Source organism: Lysobacter sp. M2-1 (assembly GCF_022662495.1).
In the GTDB taxonomy this organism is placed as follows: Bacteria; Pseudomonadota; Gammaproteobacteria; order Xanthomonadales; family Xanthomonadaceae; genus JAKPBU01.
The window spans coordinates 14,939-35,601 of sequence record NZ_JAKPBU010000006.1; the positions used below are offsets into that span (position 1 = coordinate 14,939).

Sequence of the window (20,663 nt, forward strand, 5' to 3'; positions counted from 1 at the left end):
CGTGGGATCCGGCGGCCGGTCCGGGCCACTGGAATTCCCGATCGGCAGGCACCATCTGAAGCGTCAGTAGTTTCGCGGAGGCTTACGCCCCATGTTCAGCAAGGATCTCGAGTACACCATCGGCCAGTGCTACAAGCGCGCCCGCGAGGCGCGCCACGAGTACATGACGGTCGAACACCTGCTGCTGTCGCTGCTCGACAACCCTTCGGCCGAGTCGGTGCTCAAGGCCTGCCATGCCGATTTCCCGCGTCTGCGGTCCGACCTGGAGGCGGCGATCGAGGCCTCGGTCGCGCGTCTGGGCGACGACGACCGCGATACCCAGCCGACGCTGGGTTTCCAGCGCGTGCTCCAGCGCGCCGTGTATCACGTGCAGTCATCGGGCAAGAAGGAGGTCACCGGCGCCAACGTGCTGGTGGCGATCTTCGGCGAGAAGGATTCGCACGCGGTGTACATCCTCGGGCAGCAGGACATCCATCGCCTGGACGTGGTCAATTACATCTCGCACGGCATCGCCAAGCACGGCGGCGAGGACGACCCGCAGCCGTTGACCGGCGAGGGCAAGGCCGAAGCCGGCGAGGGCGAGCACAAGGGTGACGCCCTGGCGGAATACGCCAGCGACCTCAACCAGATGGCGCGCGAGGGCAAGATCGATCCCCTGGTGGGCCGCGCCGACGAGGTCGAGCGCACCATCCAGGTGCTGTGCCGCAGGCGCAAGAACAATCCGCTCTACGTGGGCGAGGCGGGCGTGGGCAAGACCGCGCTGGCCGAGGGCCTGGCCAAGCGTATCGTCGACGGCGAGGTGCCCGAGGTGCTGCAGGACGCCACCATCTACGCCCTCGACCTGGGCGCGCTGGTCGCCGGCACCAAGTACCGTGGCGACTTCGAGAAGCGCCTGAAGGCGGTGCTGGCCGCGCTCAAGAAGATCCCGGGCGCCGTGCTGTTCATCGACGAGATCCACACCATCATCGGCGCCGGTTCGGCCAGCGGCGGCACGATGGACGCTTCCAACCTGATCAAGCCTGCGCTGGCATCGGGCGACCTGCGCTGCATCGGATCGACCACCTTCCAGGAATACCGGGGCGTATTCGAGAAGGACCGTGCGCTGGCGCGGCGTTTCCAGAAAATCGACATCGTCGAACCCACGGTCGGCGAGGCGATCGAGATCCTGCAGGGCCTGAAGCCGAAGTACGAGCAGCACCACGGCGTCAGCTATGCGGACGATGCGATCAAGGCGGCCGTGGACCTGTCGGTCAAGCACATCGGCGACCGACTGCTGCCTGACAAGGCGATCGACGTGATCGATGAGGCCGGCGCGCGTCAGCGCCTGCTCGCGCTGGAGGCGCGCAAGGCGGTCATCGACGTGGAGGAGATCGAAACCATCGTTGCCAAGATGGCGCGGATTCCCGCCAAGCAGGTGAGCGCCTCGGACAAGGACGTGCTGCAGCATCTGGAGCGCAACCTGAAGATGGTGATCTTCGGCCAGGATCCGGCCATCGAGACCCTGACGTCGGCCATCAAGCTGGCCCGTTCGGGCCTGGCCAATCCGGACAAGCCGATCGGCAACTTCCTGTTCGCCGGTCCCACCGGCGTGGGCAAGACCGAGGTCACGCGGCAGCTCGCGCTGCAGCTCGGGATCGAGCTGGTGCGCTTCGACATGAGCGAATACATGGAGCCGCATTCGGTCAGCCGTCTGATCGGTGCGCCTCCAGGTTATGTCGGTTTCGACCAGGGCGGCCTGCTCACCGAGAAGATCGTCAAGACTCCGCATTGCGTATTGCTGCTCGACGAGGTCGAGAAGGCGCATCCGGACATCTTCAATATCCTGTTGCAGGTCATGGATCGCGGCGTGCTGACCGATACCAACGGGCGCGAGGCGAACTTCAAGAACGTGATCTTGGTGATGACCACCAACGCCGGCGCGGCGCAGGCGGCGCGGCGTACCATCGGCTTCACCAAGCAGGACCACAGCACCGACGCGATGGAAGTGATCCGCAAGGGCTTCACCCCGGAATTCCGCAACCGGCTGGATGCGATCGTGCAGTTCCAGGCGCTTGGCATGGAGCACATCCTGCGCGTGGTCGACAAATTCCTGATCGAGCTGGAAGCCCAGCTGCACGAGAAGAACGTGACCCTTTCGGCGACGCCGGATGCGCGCGACTGGCTGGCCCAGCACGGCTTCGATCCGCTGATGGGCGCGCGCCCGATGGCCCGGATCATCCAGGAGCGGATCAAGCGCCCGCTGGCCGACGAACTGCTGTTCGGCAAGCTGGTCGGCGGTGGCCGGGTGAATGTCGACGTCAAGGACGGCGATCTGGTGGTCGACGTGCAGGCCGAGCCGGAAAAGCTGCTCCCGGTGACGGTGTAGCTGCCGGCAGGCGACAAAAAAGGGCGGCCGCTGGCCGCCCTTCGCTTGCCCGGATGGATCACTTCATCCGGTAGGTGATCCGTCCCTTGGTCAGGTCGTAAGGCGTCATCTCCACCTTGACCTTGTCGCCGGTGAGGATCCGGATGTAGTTCTTGCGCATGCGTCCGGAGATATGCGCGATGATCTCGTGGCCGTTCTCCAGCTTCACCCGGAACATGGTGTTCGGAAGTGTTTCTGAGATCGTGCCTTCGAATTCGATGACGTCGTCTTTCGCCATGTGGTCCTGGTGGTGAAGCTGGCGCAGGGCGCCGGAAAGTCGCGCATTCTGACACGCGCGGGGGACCAGGGGCAAAACCGCGGTTCAGCCGGCGAGATCCCGGAGCGGCAGCCGGCCGAATGCCTCGGTCCAGGCGTCTGGCGGGATGGGCGCGTTGCATAGAGGCGAGATGGCGCCCATGAAGGCGTCTCGTGGCCAGACGTCGGCGCCAAGAGACCGCAAGTGCGCGCTTTCCACCTGCGCATCGATCAATGGCCATCCCCATTCCCGCAGCCGGTAGGCGAGGGCGGCCAAGGCCGCCTTGGACCCGGCAGATCTGGCGCTGAACATGCTCTCGCCGAAGAACATGCGCCCGACGGCGACCCCATAGATCCCACCGACGAGCGCCCGACCGTCGAACACCTCGACCGAATGCGCATGGCCCAGTTGGTGCAACCTGGCGTAGGCGGCGAGCATGGCGTCGGTGATCCAGGTGCCGTTCTGGCCCCGCCTGGGCGATAGCGCGCAGGCCGCGATGACCGCATCGAACGCGGTATCCGCGCGTGCGACCCAGCCCGATCGGCGCAGTTCGCGCCTTACCCGGGAGGTCAGGTGCACAGCATCGGTCCGGAACAGCATCCGTGGGTCGGGGCTCCACCACAGGATCGGCTGTCCAGCCGAGAACCAGGGAAAGATTCCGTGGCGATAGGCGTTGAGCAGACGCGCTGGCGAAAGATCGCCGCCGATCGCCAGCAATCCGTTGGGTTCGGACAGGGCCATCCCCACCGGTGGGAACGGAGCGTCCGGATCGGGGTCGAGCAGGGTAACCGGAGTGCGCACCGCCACATTGTAGGAGCGGCGTCAGCCGCGAGCTTTTATCTTCCGGAGGCGGGAAGGTCGCGGCCGACGTCGCTCCTACGGTGGTGACCGAAACGGCGAATGCGCTCCCAGCATCGCGGCGTAACCACGCACCGATTCGGCTTCCTCCGTGCACCATCGCCCCAGGGCTTCGGCAAACGCCGGGTCGGCGATGAAATGCCGGCTGCGTACGAAGGTCGGCAGGAACCCGCGCGCGATCTTGTGCTGGCCCTGCGCTCCGGGCTCGAACCCCCGCAGGCCTTCCCGCAGGCAGTAATCGATGCCCTGGTAGTAGCAGGCTTCGAAATGCAGACCCGGTAGCTGCATCGCAGCGCCCCAATAGCGGCCGTACAGCGTTTCCGCGCCGCGCAGACACAGCGCGCCGGCGATGGCCGCGCCATCTTGCTCGGCCAGGAAGACGACCAGCGAACGCGGCATCTCGCGCGCGAGGTGACGGATGAATTCCAGGGTCAGGGCAGGCGAGTTGCCGTATTCGGCGAAGGTCTGCAGGTAGAATCCGAACATCGTCGCCAGGTCGTCCTCGCTGGCTTCGTCGCCGTGTACGATCCGGAACGTCACGCCGGCCCTGGCGACCTTCGTTCGTTCCTGGCGGATGTTCTTGCGATGCTTATGGTCCATCGCGCCCAGGAATTCCTCGAACGTGGTCCAGCCGGCGTCATTGCGCCAGTGGTACTGCACGTCGAGACGGCGGAGCCATCCGGCCGGAAACGCAGGTTCCTCGCCTTCGGTGTGGAAGTTGACGTGGGCGGAGGACAGGCCGGCGGTGCGGGTCAGGTCCGACATCGCGTTGAGCAGGGCGCGGCTGTGCTCCATGCGACGTGCCAGTAGCCGGGGCCCGGTCACCGGCGAATACGGCACGGCGCAGAGGAATTTCGGAAAGTAGGCCCGCCCGTAGCGTTCGTACGCACGTGCCCAGGCGTGGTCGAAGACGAATTCGCCATGCGAGTTTGTCTTGACATATCCCGGTGCTGCGGCGACCAGCTCCCCGCCTTCCCAAAGGGTCAGGTGCTGCGGGCTCCAACCCCAGTCGTCGCGCAGGCAACCGTGCTCCTCCAAACCTGAGAGGAAGGCGTGTGTCACGAAGGGGTTGCGGCCGTCGTGCAGGGCGTCCCAGGCTTGAGCCGGGACAGAGCAAAGCGATTCGAACAAGCGTACGGACTGCTGCATGGGGACATTCATGGCCGTGCGTTCGTAGTCGCACGGACTGCCATTCAAGCCAGCCCGGCGGCCCGGTTACTCACTCTTGTCCAGGAACTTCTCCGCATCCAGCGCCGCCATGCAGCCGAACCCGGCCGAAGTGATGGCCTGACGGTAATGCTGGTCAGCCACGTCGCCTGCGGCGAAGACGCCGCGCACCGAAGTCTCCGTTGCGTGCCCGGACAGGCCCGAGCGGATCTCGATGTAGCCGTTGTTCATGGCCAGCTGGCCTTCGAACAGGCTGGTGTTCGGAGTGTGGCCGATGGCCACGAAGAAGCCGTGCACGTCGATCTCGCGAGTGCTGTCGTCCTGCATCGACTTAAGGCGTAGCCCGGTGACGCCGGCATCGTTGCCCAGCACCTCGTCGACCACGTGGTGCCAGACCGGCTCGATCTTCCCGGTCTGGATCTTGGCCTGCAGCTTGTCCTGCATGATCTTCTCCGCACGCAGGGTGTCGCGACGATGTACCAAGTACACCTTGCGCGCGATGTTGGACAGGTACAACGCCTCCTCTACCGCGGTATTGCCGCCACCGACCACCGCCACATCCATGTCCTTGAAGAAGAAGCCGTCGCAGGTGGCGCATGCCGACACGCCACGGCCCTTGAACTTCTCCTCCGACTCCAGTCCCAGGTATTTGGCCGTGGCGCCGGTAGCGATGATGACCGCATCGGCGGTGTATTCGCCGTTGTCGCCCTTGAGCCGGAACGGGCGCTGCGACAGGTCGGCGGTATGGATGTGGTCGAAGATCGTCTCGGTCTCGAAGCGCTCGGCATGCGCCTGCATACGCGTCATCAGGTCCGGGCCCTGCAGCCCGTGCGCGTCGCCCGGCCAGTTGTCCACTTCGGTGGTGGTCATCAGCTGGCCACCCATCTGCAGGCCGGTCACGACCACGGGCTTGAGGTTGGCGCGCGCGGCGTAAACGGCGGCGGTCCAGCCCGCGGGGCCGGAACCGAGGATCAGCAGACGGCAATGCTTGGAAGAGGTCATGTGGGATAATCGTGTAGGGATCGGATGCGCGATCGGGCCGCGCCGTCAGGCGCATAGCTTGGCGGCGCTACCCGGTCAGCACAAGGCGCGCAGGCGCAATTCAACAACCCATAGACCAAACAAGCCGGCGCGCGCGAATCGCGTACGACCGGCCGCAAACGGAGAACCGCCAGATGCGGATCGGTGTGCCGAAGGAAACCAAGACCCTCGAGGGGCGCGTTGCGCTCGTTCCCGAGGCCGCTGGCGATCTGGTCAAACGCGGTCATGAGGTCTGGATCGAGAAGGACGCGGGGATCAAATCCGGGTTCAAGGACGAGCAATACAGCCGCCTTGGCGTCCATATCGCGCCGGACGCGGCGGCCCTGTACGAAAAGGGCGAACTGATCGTCAAGGTGAAGGAGCCAATCGCAGGCGATCTTGCGCTGCTGCGCAAGGACCACCTGTTGTTCTGCTATCTGCATCTGGCGCCGGAGCCTGCGCTGACCAAACGCCTGCTCGATATCGGCCTGACCGGCGTGGCTTTCGAAACCGTCGAACTCGAGAATGGCGAGCTGCCGCTGCTGGCGCCGATGTCGGTGATCGCCGGCAAGATTGCCGTGCAGGTCGGCACCCACTACCTGCACCAGCCCATGGGTGGGAAGGGCAAGCTGCTCGGCGGTCTGCCTTCGACAGAGCGCGGCAAGGTGGTGGTGTTCGGCGCCGGCATGGCTGGCGGCGCCTCCGCCGCGCTGGCCGCCGCCGGCGGTTCCAACGTGGTGGTGTTCGAGAAGCGCCAGGACCGCATGGAAGCGATGATGCGGCTGGGCAACAACGTCACCGCGCTGTATCCGTACGACGACCTGGTGGCGAAAGAAGTCGCAGCGGCCGACCTGGTCATCGGCGCGGTGCTGGTGACCGGCGCGGTCGCCCCGCACGTGATCACCCGGCAGATGATGGAAGACATGGAGGACGGCAGCGTGCTGGTGGACATCTCCATCGACCAGGGCGGCTGCTTTGAGACTTCGCGTCCGACCACCTGGAAGGAACCAACCTACGTGGAAGAGGGGGTTATCCACTTCTGCGTCACCAACATGCCTGGCGCCGTGCCGCAGACCAGTTCCCAGGCGATCTGCGCCGCGATCCTGCCCTGGGTGAACAAGCTGGCCAGCGGCAGCTGGCGCGACAACGCCGCGCTGGTGAAGGGGATCAACGTCGAAGCCGGCAAGCTCGTGCACCCGGCGCTGCAGGACATGAAACTTTGAAGTAAGATCAATGCTCTAGGGGATTTTCTTCAGGTAAACGCACACGGTGGCACGCCCGCTCTCAGAAGCCGCACCCCCGCGCAGGCGCGCCGCCGCGAAAAATGCGGCGTCGCCACCGCGGGCGCCAAATCCGCGCCGGCAACGGCTGTTGCGCGACATCGCGATGATCCTGATCGCACCGCTGCTGCTGTACATGCTCGCCAGTCTGCTCACGTACGCGCCCTCCGATCCGGGCTGGTCGCACTCGGGCAGCATCACCGCGCCCCTGCAGAACTGGGGCGGGCGGGTCGGGGCCTGGCTGGCGGACGTGTTGCTCAGCCTGACCGGCTATGTGGCGTATCTGCTGCCGGTGATGCTGGGCGTCGTGGCCTGGATCGCGCTGTTCGGCATGGACAGCGACGGCGACGGGGATGCCGACCTGGGTCCGGCGCTGCGCCTGGTGGGGATCGTCGGCTTCCTGGTGTCCGCGACCGGCCTGCTTTACCTGCGGATCGGCGCTGCGGAGGACCTGTCCTCAGGCGCGGGCGGAATCCTCGGCAGGCTGGTGGGCAAGTCGCTGTATGCCGCCTTCGGCCCGGTCGGGGGCAATCTGTTCCTGCTGGCGCTGCTGCTGGTGTCGGTGACGCTGGCGACAGGGCTGTCCTGGTTCACGGTCATGGACCGGATCGGGCAATGGGTGTGGAAGCTGCCGGCGCTGTTCCGCCGCGGCACCCAGCAGGCGGTGGAACGGATGGAAGCCCGCGAGATGCGGGTGGAACGCGAGGAGTCGCGCAAGGTCGAAACCGAGCTGCGCGCGCGACGTGCCCCGGTCCGGATCGAACCACCCGCGCCTGCTGCGGTCGAAAAAAGCGACCGCGCCAAGCGCGAGCAACAGATCCCGCTGTTCCACGTTGGCGATGGATCCGGCATTCCGCCATTGGCCCTGCTCGACGATCCCAAGCCACAGACCAAGGGTTACGACGAGGACACCCTCGAAACGCTGTCGCGCCAGATCGAGTTCAAGCTCAAGGACTTCCGCATCGACGCCGAGGTGGTCGGTGCCTATCCCGGCCCGGTGATCACCCGCTTCGAGGTACAGCCCGCGCCTGGCATCAAGGTCAGCCAGATTTCCTCGCTGGACAAGGACATCGCGCGCGGTCTGTCGGTGAAATCGGTGCGCGTGGTCGATGTGATCCCGGGCAAGTCGGTGATCGGTCTGGAAACGCCCAATACGCACCGCGAGATGATCTATCTCAGCGAGCTGCTGCGTTCGAAGGAATACGACAAGTCCGGCAGCCCGCTGACCCTGGCCCTGGGCAAGGACATCGCCGGGCGTCCCACCGTCGCCGACCTGGGACGCATGCCGCACCTGCTGGTCGCAGGTACCACCGGTTCGGGCAAGTCGGTCGCGGTCAACGCGATGGTGCTGAGCCTGCTGTACAAGGCCGGCCCGGCCGACGTGCGCATGCTGATGATCGATCCGAAGATGCTGGAACTTTCGGTCTACCAGGGCATTCCGCACCTGCTCGCGCCGGTCGTCACCGACATGAAGGAGGCCGCCAACGGCCTGCGCTGGTGCGTGGCGGAAATGGAGCGTCGCTACAAGCTGATGAGCGCGGTCGGGGTGCGCAACCTGGCCGGCTTCAACAAGAAGGTCAAGGACGCGCAGGACGCCGGCCAGCCGTTGCTGGATCCGCTGTTCAAGCCCAATCCGGAATTGAACGAGGCGCCGCCGCAGCTGCAGACGCTGCCGTACATCGTGGTGTTCATCGACGAATTCGCCGACATGATGATGATCGTCGGCAAGAAGGTCGAAGAACTCATCGCACGTCTGGCGCAGAAGGCGCGTGCGGCCGGCATCCATCTGATCCTGGCCACGCAGCGTCCGTCGGTGGACGTCATCACCGGCCTGATCAAGGCCAACATCCCCACCCGCATCGCGTTCCAGGTCTCCAGCAAGATCGACTCGCGCACGATCCTCGACCAGTCCGGCGCCGAAACCCTGCTTGGGCATGGCGACATGCTCTACCTGCCGCCGGGCACGGCGATGCCCGAACGCATCCACGGCGCCTTCGTCAGCGACGAAGAGGTGCATCGCGTGGTCGAGCACCTCAGACAGAGCAGCAGCGGTCCGGATTACATCGACGGGGTGCTCGAGGAAGTGCAGTCGATGGGCGAGGGGATCGTGGTCGGTGCGACCGGCCTGCCCGAAAGCAGCTCGAGCGGTGGCGACGAATCCGACCCGCTGTACGACGAGGCGGTGCGGATCGTGACCGAAACCCGGCGCGCCTCGATCTCCGGTGTACAGCGCCGCCTGAAGATCGGCTACAACCGGGCGGCGCGGCTGATCGAAGCCATGGAAGCGGCCGGCGTGGTGTCGCCACCCGAACACAACGGCGACCGCAGCGTCCTGGCGCCACCGCCGCCGGCGCACTGAGTCGGGCGGGTCCGCGTTTCGCGCGGTTCAGGCCTGGGGCGGCGCCGTGCGTACGCATTCAGCTTTGAATGGCCACACTTTCCGCCAGTTCGATCATGTTCCGGAGTTCCGCATGAAAACCGCCATCGCCACCCTTGCTGCCGCACTGCTGCTCGCAGGCCCGGTGCACGCAGGCGCCCGCGACGATCTGGCCGCCTTCACCAAGGGCCTGAAGGGCCTGGACGGGGAGTTCAGCCAGCAGGTCTTCGACCAGAACGGCCGCAGGAAGGAAAACTCGAGTGGGCGCGTCGCCCTGTCCGCGCCGCGCCTGTTCCGCTGGGAATACGTGCAGCCGTATCCGCAGCTGATCGTCGCCGATGGCCGTCACGTCTGGGTCTACGAGCCGGATCTGCAGCAGGCGACCAAGCGTGCCCAGGGTGCGGAGGAGCAGAACAGTCCGCTCACCGCGCTGATCGACCCGGCCAAGCTCGAGCGCGACTTCACCGTCACCGAAGCGGGTAGCGCCGACGGCCTGGAATGGCTGCAGCTCGCCCCGCGCCAGGGCGAGGACGGCGGGTTTCGCTCCGCCAGGCTCGGATTCGGCAAGGGCGGGCTGCAGAAGATGACCGTGGTCGATGCGCTCGGCCAGCGTACCGAGATCGTCTTCAAGGGATGGAAGCGCAATCCCGGCTTCGCCAAGGGGACCTTCACCTACGTTCCGGCCAAGGGCGTGGATGTGGTCGGCGAAGGCTGATCGCGTTCCGGGAGGCTGTGTACGCCGTCCTGGATCCTGAATCTCGCGGCGTGGGCTCACGCCTCGTGCACCCGGCAGCCCCAAGGATTGCGCGATGACCGATCGCGCATCCTGCTGCAAGTCCTTCGTTGCCCTCATAGCTGCGCTGCTGCTGGCAACCCATTCGGCGTTCGCCGCTCCTCCAACCCGCGCCATCGAAGGCAGAGCGCTGGATGCAGCGCCCGAATCGCGCGTCGAGGCGGCGCAGACGATCGATGCCGCGGTGGCTGCCGCGTTGATCGGCGCGATTTCGACCCAGTTCGGCGAACGCAAGGTCGAAGTCAAGCTCGACCGGATGCAGGTCGATCCCGCCAACCTGATCGACTCGATCCTGTCGGGCGAAGGGCGGCTGCGCATCGGCGATGACGACGACTGGCTGCCCATGCGTTTCAAGGCGCTGTACGACAGCAGGACCGCGAGCGTCCCCCAACAGGAGCTCGTTCTCGGCGACGACGGAGCGGGCGAGGAGATCCAGGTGGGTTCGGTGCTGGGGCGTGCGCTCCAGGATCAGGCCACACGACGGGTGCAAGCCGAATTCGTCCAGCAACCCGTGCGGCTGCGCCTGGACCGGGTGACGCGGACCCGGGTGGGCAAGCGGTACACGCGGGTGGAAGGCGTCGGCGCAGTCAATTTCGAGGAAGGCAGCGCCCCGTTCAGCGTCGATGCGCTGTACGACGGGAAGTCGGATGCCTGGCTGCGGATGGCCTACGAGCTGTCCACCGGTGCCGAACGCGCAGCGGACGTCGCGACACCCGCTCCCTGAATGGATGCGTGCAGGTTGCGCGGCCGGAAGCCCACAGGCTCCGCGTTCTGAATGTACAGATGGATTGAAGCAGAGCGCTGATGCACCGTTGCCGATACTCCCGAGTTCACTTGCGGTTGGCTTGCGCCATGCTGCTGTTGCTTCCGTGCGTGGCGATGCCGGCCTTCGCTAACCGGAACGCAGGCGCATCGGGGCAAATGGCCGGTCTGCCGTCGCCCGAGGTCCAGCCCACCCCGTCGCCCCCCGGGGTAGCGGCGCAGGGAAGCCTCGAAGATGCGGTGGCTTCGGTCGTGGTGGTCGCGTTGACCGATCAGTTCGACGGCAAGCCGATCTCGGTGAACATCGACAGCTACGACGTGCAGGTGTCGGGTGCGCGCGAACGCATGGTGAGTGGTCAGGGCACGGTCGGCGTGGAGGGCTCGGGGGCCTCGATCACCTTCAACTATCGCACTGTCTACGACGTGCTTTCGTCGAATGCGGGCTATCCGGCCATCACCATCAGCAGGTTCGGTGCCCGCGAACACAGCGTGCCCAACGACGCGACGCTGATCGGCGAGCTCGACGAGCGCATCGCCTCGACCCTGAGCAAGGAACTGGGCGGCAAGCGCGTGTGGCTGCAGTTCGACTCGATCCAGAGCTTCGAAAGCGATGCACGCTACGTCCGTATCCGGGCCAGCGGTCTCGCCGACTTCGGGCCGGACGGTAGCACGCCGACCCGGGTCGAGGCGCTGTACGACCGCGGCCAGGACACGTGGTTGCAGGTGAATTACGAACTGGGCGTCGCCCCGGCCAGCACCAGCCTGGCATCCGCGGGAGGCTAATGGCAGGGCTGCTGCGCGCCGGAACGGCGCGGCGGCTTGCTATCGTGCGGCCTGGAACCCAGATCTCCGGCCGTGCCAAAACCTCGTTCCCAGCCTGCTCCGGACCTGCTTAGCGTGCGCGACGACTCCCTGCGCCCGCTGGCCGAACGCATCCGCCCGCGTACGCTCGACGAAATGGTGGGGCAGCGCCGTCTGCTGGCGCCCGGGTCCGCGCTGCGGCGTTCGATCGAAGCCGGCCATGTGCATTCGATGGTGCTATGGGGGCCGCCAGGCTGCGGCAAGACCACGCTCGCGCTGCTGCTGGCGAAGTATGCGGATGCCGAATTCCATGCGATCTCGGCCGTGCTGTCGGGATTGCCTGAGGTGCGCCAGGTCCTGGCCGAGGCCGGGCACCGGTTTGCCGGCGGCCGGCGCACCGTGCTGTTCGTCGACGAGGTGCATCGCTTCAACAAGGCGCAGCAGGATGCGTTCCTGCCGCATATCGAGCGCGGCACGATCATTTTCGTTGGCGCCACCACCGAAAATCCCTCGTTCGAACTGAATTCGGCCCTGCTGTCGCGATGCCGCGTGCACGTCATGGAAGGCGTCTCGGTCGATGACATCGTCGTGGCGCTGGAACACGCGCTGCAGGACCGGGAACGCGGGCTGGGCGGGCGTGGCCTGCGGATCGATCCGGCCTTGCTGGGCCAGATCGCGCAGGCCGCCGATGGCGACGTGCGCCGCGCGCTGACCCTGCTCGAGATCGCCGCGGAACTTGCCGAAGGAAACGCCACCGATGCCGGCGGCGAGATCACCGAGCAGACCCTGCTGCAGGTGCTGGCCGATCGCACCCGCCGTTTCGATAAGGGCGGTGAACAGTTCTACGACCAGATCTCCGCCCTGCACAAATGCATCCGCAGTTCCAACCCGGATGCCGCCCTGTACTGGTTCGCGCGCATGCTGGACGGTGGCTGCGATCCGGTCTACCTGGCACGCCGGCTTACGCGCATGGCCGTGGAGGATATCGGTCTGGCCGATCCACGTGCGCTGCAGATGGCCATCGAAGCCTGGGACGCCTACGACCGCCTCGGCTCGCCGGAAGGCGACCTGGCGCTGGCCCAGGTCGTCATTTACCTGGCCAGCACCGCCAAATCCAATGCAGCCTATGCCGCCTATGGCGCAGCCCGGCGCGATGTCGCCGAGTTCGGCACCCAGTCGGTGCCGATGCATATCCGCAATGCGCCGACCGGGCTCATGAAGCGCCTCGGCTACGGGCAGGGCTACCAGTACGACCACGACGTGGCAGGCGGCGTTGCCCTCGACCAGACCGGCTTTCCCGAAGCCATGGGCGAACGCATCTATTACGAGCCGGTCGACGCCGGCCTCGAGCAGAGGCTGAAGGAAAAGCTCGATCGCCTGCGCGACGCCAGGAGCCGGGCCATCGCCGGCAAGCGCGGCGTGCGGAGCCCCCCACCTTCCGGAGCGTAGCCGGCGGGCCATTGCCGCGGTTCCCTGGCCGGTGCGACCTGCACGCCGCGTTCAAATGGGCTGACAACGCCGTGCGATCTGCGGCGCCGACAGCGATCGAACGACCAATCAGGGGGTTGACGTGCCAGTGGGAACCACCGCCGCAGGGGTAGGGGCGTGAAACGTTCACGCTCGAGCCGCAAGGCCCTGGCCATCCGCGCGCTATGGCTGATCGAGCTGGTGCTCGTCATCCTGTCCGTGGTGGCCGCCGCATGGCTGCGCTTCCACGGCGATGAGCACGATCGCCTGATCTACCTGGAGCAGGCACCGCCGCGCGCGGTGCTGATCGCCCTGTGCCTGACTGGCGCGATGACCGCCTTCGGCCTGTACCAGGTCCATGTGCGCCATCGGCGCATGGATTTCGTGCTGCGCCTGCTGCTGTCCTTCGTCACCGGCGGCGTGATGCTGGTGGTCATCTATTACCTGGTGCCGCAGGCCTACATCGGTCGCGGCGTGCTGGCGATCTCGCTCGGCATCTCGTTGCTGGCGATCGTGCTGCTGCGGATGCTGGCCTTGCACGTGCTGCAGATCGACGTGCTCAAGAAGCGGATCCTGGTCTACGGCGCGGGCAAGAACGCGAACCTGATCAATACCCAGCTGCGGCGGGCGTCGGACCGCCGGTCGTTCGTCCTGGTCGGATTCGTGCCGGCTCCGGGTCAGGCGGTGGCCGTCGACAGCGCATGCCTGATCGTGCCGCCCGAAGAAGGGCTGTTCGCGCTGGCCGACCGGCTCGGCATCGACGAGGTGCTGATGGCGCCTGATGAGCGACGCGGCGGCATGCCGATGGAAGACATGCTGCAGTGCGTGCAGCGGGGCATGGCGGTCACCGACCTGTCCACGTTCTTCGAACGCGAGGCCGGCATGGTGCAGATGAGCATCGTGGACCCGTCATGGCTGGTGTTGTCCGGCGGGTTCGATTACTCGCTGCCGCGCCGTCTGAGCAAGCGCGCATTCGACCTGGTGGCGGCATCGACGATCCTCATCCTGACTTCGCCGCTGATGCTGCTGACCGCGCTGGCGGTCTGGCTCGAGTCGGGCGGCCCGATACTGTACCGGCAGATCCGGGTCGGCGAGCGCGGGCGCCATTTCGAAATCGTCAAGTTCCGCAGCATGCGCGTGGACGCCGAGGTCGATGGAGTCGCACGCTGGGCCAGTCGCGACGACAACCGCAGCACGCGCGTGGGTCGCCTGATCCGCAAGACCCGCCTGGACGAACTGCCGCAGCTGTTCTCGGTGCTGCGCGGCGACATGAGCTTCGTCGGCCCGCGCCCGGAACGCCCGCATTTCGTCGACATGCTCAGCGGGGAGATCCGCTACTACGGCGTAAGGCATTCGGTGAAGCCCGGGCTCACCGGCTGGGCGCAGTTGCGCTATCCCTATGGTGCGTCCGTCCGCGATGCGGACGAGAAGCTCAAGTTCGACCTGTTCTACGTCAAGAACCACGGGTTGGTATTCGACCTGATGATCCTGCTGCAGACGGTCGAAGTCGTACTCTTCGGTCGCGGTGCGCGCTGAAGCGCGGCGCCGCTCAGCGGCCCATGGCCGTGGCGGCGGCGCGACGCGCTGCGAATGCGGCCAGCCCCAGCAGCTCGCGCCGAGCTCCCGCGTCCGGCGCCACCGTCCAGGCGCGCCGGGCCAGGCGCCACGCGTCGGCCCAGCGCCTGCCGATGAGCATGCCGCGCGCGTTGCGGGCGTAGGTCGCGGCCAGCGCCCGGTTGCGGACCGCATCGTCGACCACGCCTGCGCAATCGGCTACCGCGCGTTCGACCACGCGCACGTAGTCGTCGTACGTGCCCGGCTCCGCCGACAACCCATCGTGCCCGCGCATCGCCTCGACCAGGGTGGTTTCGACCACGCCGATCTGCCATTGCCGGGCGACGCGCAGATGGAAATCGATATCCTCGGCCGTGCGCAGGGTAGTGTCGAAGCCACCGGTTTGCGCGTAGACCTCGCGCCGGAACATGGCGGAGGCGGGCGCCAGCGCAGGGTTCATCAGCACATCGGCGAGCACCCAGCCGTCGCGCGGAATCGCGTCGCGCCGGCGGAAGACATCGATCGGCGCGCCGTCGGCGTCCACCCGCGCCACGTCGCACAACACCATGCCGATGTGCGGGTGCGCGTCCAGGAAGGCGGCTTGCATCCGGGTCTTGTCGGGCAGCCAGATGTCGTCGCTGTCGAGCAGGGCGAAATAGTCGCCGCGGGCCAACGCCATGCCGCGGTTTCGCGCGGCGGATACGCCTGCATTCGCCTGCCAGTGATACTGGATCGCGTCGCCGTAACGGCTGCGCAGCACGTCTCCGGTTCCGTCGGTGGAGCCATCATCGACCACGACGATCTCGTCGACCGGACGGGTCTGCGCCAGCGCCGAATCGATCGCGCGCTGGACCAGATCGACGCGGTTGTACGTTGGTATGATCGTTGAAACCAGGAATGTCCGCGCCATGCTGAAGGATCTCACCCGTCGGTTTCTGTACGCGAGTGGAGCACTCCCGCTGTACCACCGTATACGCAATACGGACACTCTAACGGTCGTGATGTTCCACCGCACGCTGAGCGCGGACGATCCGCGCTGGGCCACCTGCGATCCCGACTACACCCTGCCGCGCGAGGTGTTCGCGCAGGTGATCGGCTTCGTGCACCGGCATTACAACGTGGTCAGCGTCGAGCAGGTCCTCGACGCCCGCGCCGGCCACTCCCGGCTGCCGCCGCGCGCCCTGCTGCTGACCTTCGACGATGGCTGGGCCGACAACGTGGACCACGCATTGCCGGAATTGCAGCGGGCAGGCCTGCCGGGGCTGATGTTCGTGGTGGCCGATGCCGTCGGCCGCCGTCAGCCGTTCTGGCAGGAGCAGCTGATCGCGGCGTGGCGTCGCGGGGCGCTGCGGGTGGCGGAGCTTGCATCGGCGCTGGAGTCCATCGATGGCGCTGGTGGCTCCGTGCGGACGCCCGCAGGCAACGAGGACTTGGCAAGTCTGCGCAAGCTGATCGCCCTGATCGAAGACCTGCCCCGGGATGACCGCAGCCGTCTGCTCGCACCCTTCGCAGCTGCGATGGACGACGGATTGCGGCACATGGTCGATGCGCATGAACTCGAGCGCCTGCGCGCGGGCGGCGTGGCGCTGGGACTGCACGGCAAGACCCATGTGCCGATGACCCAGGCCGAAGACCTGGACGTAGAACTGGACGGCGCCCGTGCCTCGCTCGCTGCTTCGCTGCAGGCGGGAACCCCCGGCGACAGCGAAAAGCCCGCGCGCACCATGTCGTTCCCGCATGGCGCCTTCGACATGGACATCGCTGCGCGCGCGCGCCAGGCCGGTTACGAACTGCTCTTCACCAGCGTGCCTGTGCTCAACCCGACCCGGCAGGGGCCGGGCTGGTTGCTGGGGCGTACCGGATTCGAAACCGACACGGTGGTCGACCGGCATCGCCGTTTCCGTCGCGACTGGCTCGCTTGGTATCTGTTCCGCCGCCCGACCCGCAGCCTGGCCTGAGCCAGGCCGGTCGAGAGCTGCGCCGGTCGGGAGCTGCTGCGCGGCTACTCGTCTTCGTCCGCGGCCGTGAAATGCAGTGCAGTGGGGACCTCGCCGCCGGTCTGCGCACTCCAGCAGCCGAAGATCGGACGCTTGCCGCGTGCGACAAAGCCGAGCTCCTGCCAGGGAGCGAGGTAGATCGGCGCGGTCGCCAGTTCGATCGACACGGCGGCGTGGCCGGCTTCCCGGGCGGCGCGCAGCAGGGCTGCGATGTGGCGGGTGCCCACGGCCGGGCCATGCAGCGACCAGTAATCGTGCACGTGCAGGATGCCGTCCTGCAGACGGGTCGCAAACCATGCCAGCAGCGAACCGTCGGCGCCACTCAGCAGCAGGAAGCGGAATCCCCGCTGCGGCGACCGGTCGAACCGCCAGGTCAGGTGCGCCTGATCGCGCACCGCGACGATGCCGTCCGGCTTGGTCGATCGGACCCAGAGCGCCTGCACCCGGGAATCGGTGCTTTCGCTCCAGTCCGCATGCAACAGGGCCGTGTCCGGATGGCTCAGCGTATCGCGCAGCCGCAGGAACAGGTCGGCCAACATTCCGGCTGGGTATGCCAGCCATTGCGGAAGCCGGCGGGCGAAGTAACGGCCATGGCGCAGCACCCGCACGTAGCGCACCAGATCGCCGAGCGGGCGATAACCGATGCGTTTGAACACCGGCACGGCCTTGGGATTTGGGAAGCCGTAGAGCAGGTCGAGTTCATTGCGCGCGGTGGCGGCCAGACCCTGCTGCAACATCAGGGCCGGCCCCAGCGAGCGGTGTTCGGGCAGGACTGCCAGATCCACCAGCACGCCCGCGCGCAACGGCTTGCCGTCACGCAGCATGCGTCGGCGGCCAGCGGAGCAGGCACCCACTTCGAGGCCATCGGCGGTCAGCAGTTCGAGCAGCGGCGGACCGGCATCGGCCTGCTGGTAAAACCACGCGTACTTGGCCGGCATATGGGCGTCTTCGCCGAGATTACCGCGCCAGATCGAGAGCACCGCGTCGCGATCGCGCGCGACGTCGCCCTGGCGCGCCGCATAGGCTGGAGCGGCGAGCTGTGCGTTCATCAGGCGGCGGCCTCGAGTTCGGCGACTTCGTCGACCAGCACCGGCGGCAGGTGCAGGTAGCGGGTGGTGCGGCGCTTGTTGCGGATATCGTCGTAGATCGCCTGTGCCCGCAACTCGTCCACGCCCAGCGCCAACGCCAGCGACGCTGCGGGCACATCGTGGTTGAGCGCCCACAGCGCGAGATCCATCTGCCGGTAGGGCAGGGCGAAGTAGAACTCGTCCTGGCCCTGGGCCAGGCTGTAGGTGTCGGTCGTCGGCACGGCGGCGCAGACCCGTTCGGGCAACCCCAGGTGCCGCGCCATGGCATAGACCTGCGACTTGTACAGGTGGGCGATCGGCTTGACGTCGGCCGATCCGTCGCCGTTCTTCACGAAGAAGCCCTGGTCGTACTCGAGCCGGTTGGGCGTGCCCACCACCGCGTAGTTCAGCCGGTCGGCATGGAAGTATTCCAGGGTCTTGCGGATGCGTTGCTTGAAGTTGGTCGCGGCGACGATGGTCAGGTAGTCGGCCAATGCCAGGTCGCGTTCGTGCGGCGCGCCGTCGGGCGCTTCGGCCACCAGCCGGAACCGGTTGATGCGGCCTTCGATGCCGCCGTCGATCACGATCTTGAACTTCCAGCCGGGGCCGTATTCCGGCAAGGCGTTGCGGACTGCGGCGTCGCGGGCGCGGTAGCAGCCGATGGCTTCGAGCGCTGGCGCGATGTCCACGGTTTCGGTGCGGATGCCTAGGTGGCTGGCGAGCAGGCCTGCACGCACGGCGCTGTCGTCGGAGGAATCGCGCTCCGGCAGGATCAGACCCAGGACCCGGGCGGGCCCGAGCGCGCGTACCGCCAGTGCGACACAGGTCGAGCTGTCGATGCCGCCGGAAATGGCCACCACCAGGCCGCGCCGGTGCAGGTCGCGGGCGAGCGCTTCGCGCAGGCGTGCGGCGATGTGGTCGGCTTCGCGAGCGTAGTCGAGGTCGAGGACGGTCCAGTCGAGAGTGTTCGATTCAAGTGGGGTCATGCGGCGGTGGCCTGGGGTTGCGAGAGGGCGACGCGACGCACCTTGCCCGACGCGGTGCGCGGCAGGGCGTCGACGAATTCGATGTGGCGCGGGATCTTGTAAGGCGCCAGGCGCGCGCGGCAGTGCGCACGGATGGCCATGTCGGTGCGGCCGAGCGCGTCGTCGCGCGGAGGAGGGTCCATGACCACGAAGGCCTTGACCACCTGGCCGAGGGTGTCGTCGTCGATGCCGACCACGGCGCTGTCGACGACGCCGGCGACTTCGGCGATGACCTCTTCGATATCGGACGGGTGCACCCGGTGCGCGCCGGTCTTGATCATGTCGCTGCGGCGGCCGGCCAGGTACAGGAAGCCGTCGGCGTCCAGACGGCCGAGATCGCCGGTGCGCAGCCAGCCATCGTGCAGGACGGCGGCCGTTGCTTCCGGCGCGTTCCAGTAGCCCTCCATCACGTTGGGACCGCGCACATGCACTTCGCCTTCCGTCCCGATCGGGGCTTCCTCGCCGCCTTCGCGCACGATGCGTAGCGAGACTCCGTCCAGCGGAATGCCCACCGAGCCGGGCTTGTCGTCGAGCCGTTCCGGGGGAAGCCAGGTCAGCCGCGATGTGGCCTCGGTCTGGCCGTACATCACGAACAGTTTGGGCCCGGGCAACGCGGTGCGCAGGCGCCGGGTCAACGCCTGCGACATGGCGCCCCCAGCCTGGGTGAGGTAGCGCAGCGAGGACAGGTCGTAGCCCGACAATTCCACGCGGTCGAGCAGCAGCGCGAAGGTCGAGGGCACGCCGGACAGCCCCGTGATGCGCTCGCTGGCCACCAGTTCCATCAGCAGGTGCGGGAACAGCAGGTTGGGCGCCAGCACCATCCGCGCACCGGCCAGCAGGTGGGTGTGCAGGACCGACGCGCCGTAGGCGTAGTAGAACGGAAGCAGCCCGAGCACGCTGTCGCCGGCTTCGAGCGCCAGGTAATCGACCACCGCTTGCGCGTTGGCCAGCAGGTTGCCGTGGCTCAGGGTCACGCCCTTGGGTGCTCCCGTCGTCCCCGAGGTGTACAGGATCAGCGCCGGCATGGCGGGCTGGAGCTTTCCGATCTCCTCGACTCCGGGGCGCTCATGCGGATCGCCGGCAACCGCGCACGGGATGGGTTGGTGGGGTTGCAGTGCCCACGCCACCGGCGGGGCATCGAGCGCCGCCAGCGCGGCGGCGACATCGGCATTGCCTGCCTCGTGCACCAGATGGCTGGCGCCGCTATGCCGTAGCCATGGCTCGAAGTCGCGTGCCCGGGCCTGCGCATTGAGCGGCACCGCGATACCACCGGCGAGCCAGCATCCATACACCGCCACCGCGGCCTCGACCCGGTTCGGCAGCAGCACCGCGACGCGATCGCCCTGACCCAGGCCGCGTGCGCGCAGCGCCGCGGCAAAGGCGTGGCACTGGCGCCAGAATTCGCCATAGCCGATCCGCCTTTCTCCATCGACGAAGGCGATGCGCTCCGGAGCCGCGCGGGCGGCTGCGGCGACCCGGTCAGGCAGGCAGTGCATTCCGCTGCTCGACCGGCATGCGCTTGCCCGCGACGAAGGCATCCACTGCTGCGATGCTGTCGAAGTTCGCCGGCGTCATTTCCTCCGGTGCGACCACGATCTGGAACTCCTCTTCGATGAAGAGCACCAGTTCATGGATCCCGGTCGAGTCGAGGATGCCGCCGCGGATCAGCGAATCCTGGTCCCCGAGCGCGGAGTCGTCCGTCGAGAACAGGAAGTTCTCGAGCAGATAGCGCTTGATCTTCTGCCGCTGGAGCATGTGTTGCTTTCCCTGTTCTCCCTGGCTTGGGTTAACGGCCAATGCGGCCGCCAGCGGCCATGCGGCGCGTTAGCATTCCA

At 66.9% G+C, this 20,663-nt stretch carries 18 protein-coding genes; 9 read left to right on the forward strand and 9 right to left on the reverse strand.

Features of this window, described 5'->3' with window-relative positions; translation table 11 throughout:
* The first annotated feature begins 91 nt into the window (after window positions 1-91).
* The gene (gene clpA, locus MC375_RS12825) at window positions 92-2,365 is read left to right on the forward strand and encodes an ATP-dependent Clp protease ATP-binding subunit ClpA (RefSeq protein WP_242103795.1); all 2,274 of its coding nucleotides are present in this window, start codon (window positions 92-94) and stop codon (window positions 2,363-2,365) included.
* 58 nt (window positions 2,366-2,423) lie between these two features.
* Here the strand turns inward: clpA and infA are convergent, their stop codons facing one another.
* The 4 genes from infA to trxB all read right to left on the reverse strand — a co-directional run bounded on the left by infA (window position 2,424) and on the right by trxB (window position 5,687).
* A complete protein-coding gene (gene infA / locus MC375_RS12830) occupies window positions 2,424-2,642 on the reverse strand; it encodes a translation initiation factor IF-1 (protein ID WP_112926214.1) in 219 nt (72 codons plus the stop codon).
* A gap of 84 nt (window positions 2,643-2,726) precedes the next feature.
* Complete coding sequence (gene aat / locus MC375_RS12835; protein ID WP_242103844.1) at window positions 2,727-3,401, reverse strand: leucyl/phenylalanyl-tRNA--protein transferase; 675 nt, start codon at window positions 3,399-3,401, stop codon at window positions 2,727-2,729.
* 135 nt (window positions 3,402-3,536) lie between these two features.
* Window positions 3,537-4,667: a GNAT family N-acetyltransferase gene (locus MC375_RS12840; protein WP_242103796.1), complete on the reverse strand. Its 1,131-nt coding sequence runs from the start codon at window positions 4,665-4,667 to the stop codon at window positions 3,537-3,539.
* Between the two features lie 66 nt (window positions 4,668-4,733).
* On the reverse strand, window positions 4,734-5,687 hold the full coding sequence (trxB, locus tag MC375_RS12845) for a thioredoxin-disulfide reductase (protein WP_242103797.1): 954 nt from the start codon (window positions 5,685-5,687) through the stop codon (window positions 4,734-4,736).
* A gap of 173 nt (window positions 5,688-5,860) precedes the next feature.
* On the opposite strand from trxB, the gene MC375_RS12850 reads away from it, so the two are divergent.
* The 7 genes from MC375_RS12850 to MC375_RS12880 all read left to right on the forward strand — a co-directional run bounded on the left by MC375_RS12850 (window position 5,861) and on the right by MC375_RS12880 (window position 14,721).
* The gene (locus tag MC375_RS12850; RefSeq protein ID WP_242103798.1) at window positions 5,861-6,928 is read left to right on the forward strand and encodes an alanine dehydrogenase; all 1,068 of its coding nucleotides are present in this window, start codon (window positions 5,861-5,863) and stop codon (window positions 6,926-6,928) included.
* Between the two features lie 46 nt (window positions 6,929-6,974).
* The gene (locus MC375_RS12855; RefSeq protein WP_242103799.1) at window positions 6,975-9,344 is read left to right on the forward strand and encodes a DNA translocase FtsK; all 2,370 of its coding nucleotides are present in this window, start codon (window positions 6,975-6,977) and stop codon (window positions 9,342-9,344) included.
* Between the two features lie 112 nt (window positions 9,345-9,456).
* Entirely contained in the window at window positions 9,457-10,077 is a 621-nt protein-coding gene (lolA, locus tag MC375_RS12860; protein ID WP_242103800.1) for an outer membrane lipoprotein chaperone LolA, read from the forward strand.
* A gap of 94 nt (window positions 10,078-10,171) precedes the next feature.
* Window positions 10,172-10,879: a hypothetical protein gene (locus MC375_RS12865; protein ID WP_242103801.1), complete on the forward strand. Its 708-nt coding sequence runs from the start codon at window positions 10,172-10,174 to the stop codon at window positions 10,877-10,879.
* Window positions 10,880-11,076: 197 nt separating this feature from the next.
* Entirely contained in the window at window positions 11,077-11,700 is a 624-nt protein-coding gene (locus MC375_RS12870) for a hypothetical protein (RefSeq protein WP_242103802.1), read from the forward strand.
* Between the two features lie 72 nt (window positions 11,701-11,772).
* Complete coding sequence (locus MC375_RS12875) at window positions 11,773-13,167, forward strand: replication-associated recombination protein A (protein WP_345779288.1); 1,395 nt, start codon at window positions 11,773-11,775, stop codon at window positions 13,165-13,167.
* A gap of 156 nt (window positions 13,168-13,323) precedes the next feature.
* Window positions 13,324-14,721: a TIGR03013 family XrtA/PEP-CTERM system glycosyltransferase gene (locus MC375_RS12880; protein ID WP_242103803.1), complete on the forward strand. Its 1,398-nt coding sequence runs from the start codon at window positions 13,324-13,326 to the stop codon at window positions 14,719-14,721.
* A 13-nt stretch (window positions 14,722-14,734) separates the two neighbouring features.
* Here the strand turns inward: MC375_RS12880 and MC375_RS12885 are convergent, their stop codons facing one another.
* A complete protein-coding gene (locus MC375_RS12885; protein WP_242103804.1) occupies window positions 14,735-15,649 on the reverse strand; it encodes a glycosyltransferase in 915 nt (304 codons plus the stop codon).
* Between MC375_RS12885 and MC375_RS12890 the strand changes: the two genes are divergently transcribed.
* The gene (locus tag MC375_RS12890; RefSeq protein WP_242103805.1) at window positions 15,648-16,697 is read left to right on the forward strand and encodes a polysaccharide deacetylase family protein; all 1,050 of its coding nucleotides are present in this window, start codon (window positions 15,648-15,650) and stop codon (window positions 16,695-16,697) included. The genes MC375_RS12885 and MC375_RS12890 overlap by 2 nt on opposite strands.
* A gap of 44 nt (window positions 16,698-16,741) precedes the next feature.
* On the opposite strand, the gene MC375_RS12895 is transcribed toward MC375_RS12890, so the two are convergent.
* The 4 genes from MC375_RS12895 to MC375_RS12910 are packed head-to-tail and all read right to left on the reverse strand — an operon-like array spanning window position 16,742 to window position 20,583.
* Window positions 16,742-17,785, reverse strand: coding sequence for a hypothetical protein (locus tag MC375_RS12895; protein WP_242103806.1), 1,044 nt, complete (start codon window positions 17,783-17,785; stop codon window positions 16,742-16,744).
* Entirely contained in the window at window positions 17,785-18,789 is a 1,005-nt protein-coding gene (gene nadE / locus MC375_RS12900) for an NAD(+) synthase (RefSeq protein WP_242103807.1), read from the reverse strand. Before nadE ends, MC375_RS12895 begins: the two co-directional genes overlap by 1 nt.
* Window positions 18,786-20,324 (reverse strand): class I adenylate-forming enzyme family protein, encoded by a 1,539-nt coding sequence (locus MC375_RS12905; RefSeq protein ID WP_242103808.1) that lies wholly within the window; start codon window positions 20,322-20,324, stop codon window positions 18,786-18,788. The genes nadE and MC375_RS12905 overlap by 4 nt, the downstream gene beginning before the upstream one ends.
* On the reverse strand, window positions 20,308-20,583 hold the full coding sequence (locus MC375_RS12910; RefSeq protein ID WP_242103809.1) for an acyl carrier protein: 276 nt from the start codon (window positions 20,581-20,583) through the stop codon (window positions 20,308-20,310). The genes MC375_RS12905 and MC375_RS12910 overlap by 17 nt, the downstream gene beginning before the upstream one ends.
* Between the last annotated feature and the right edge of the window lie 80 nt (window positions 20,584-20,663).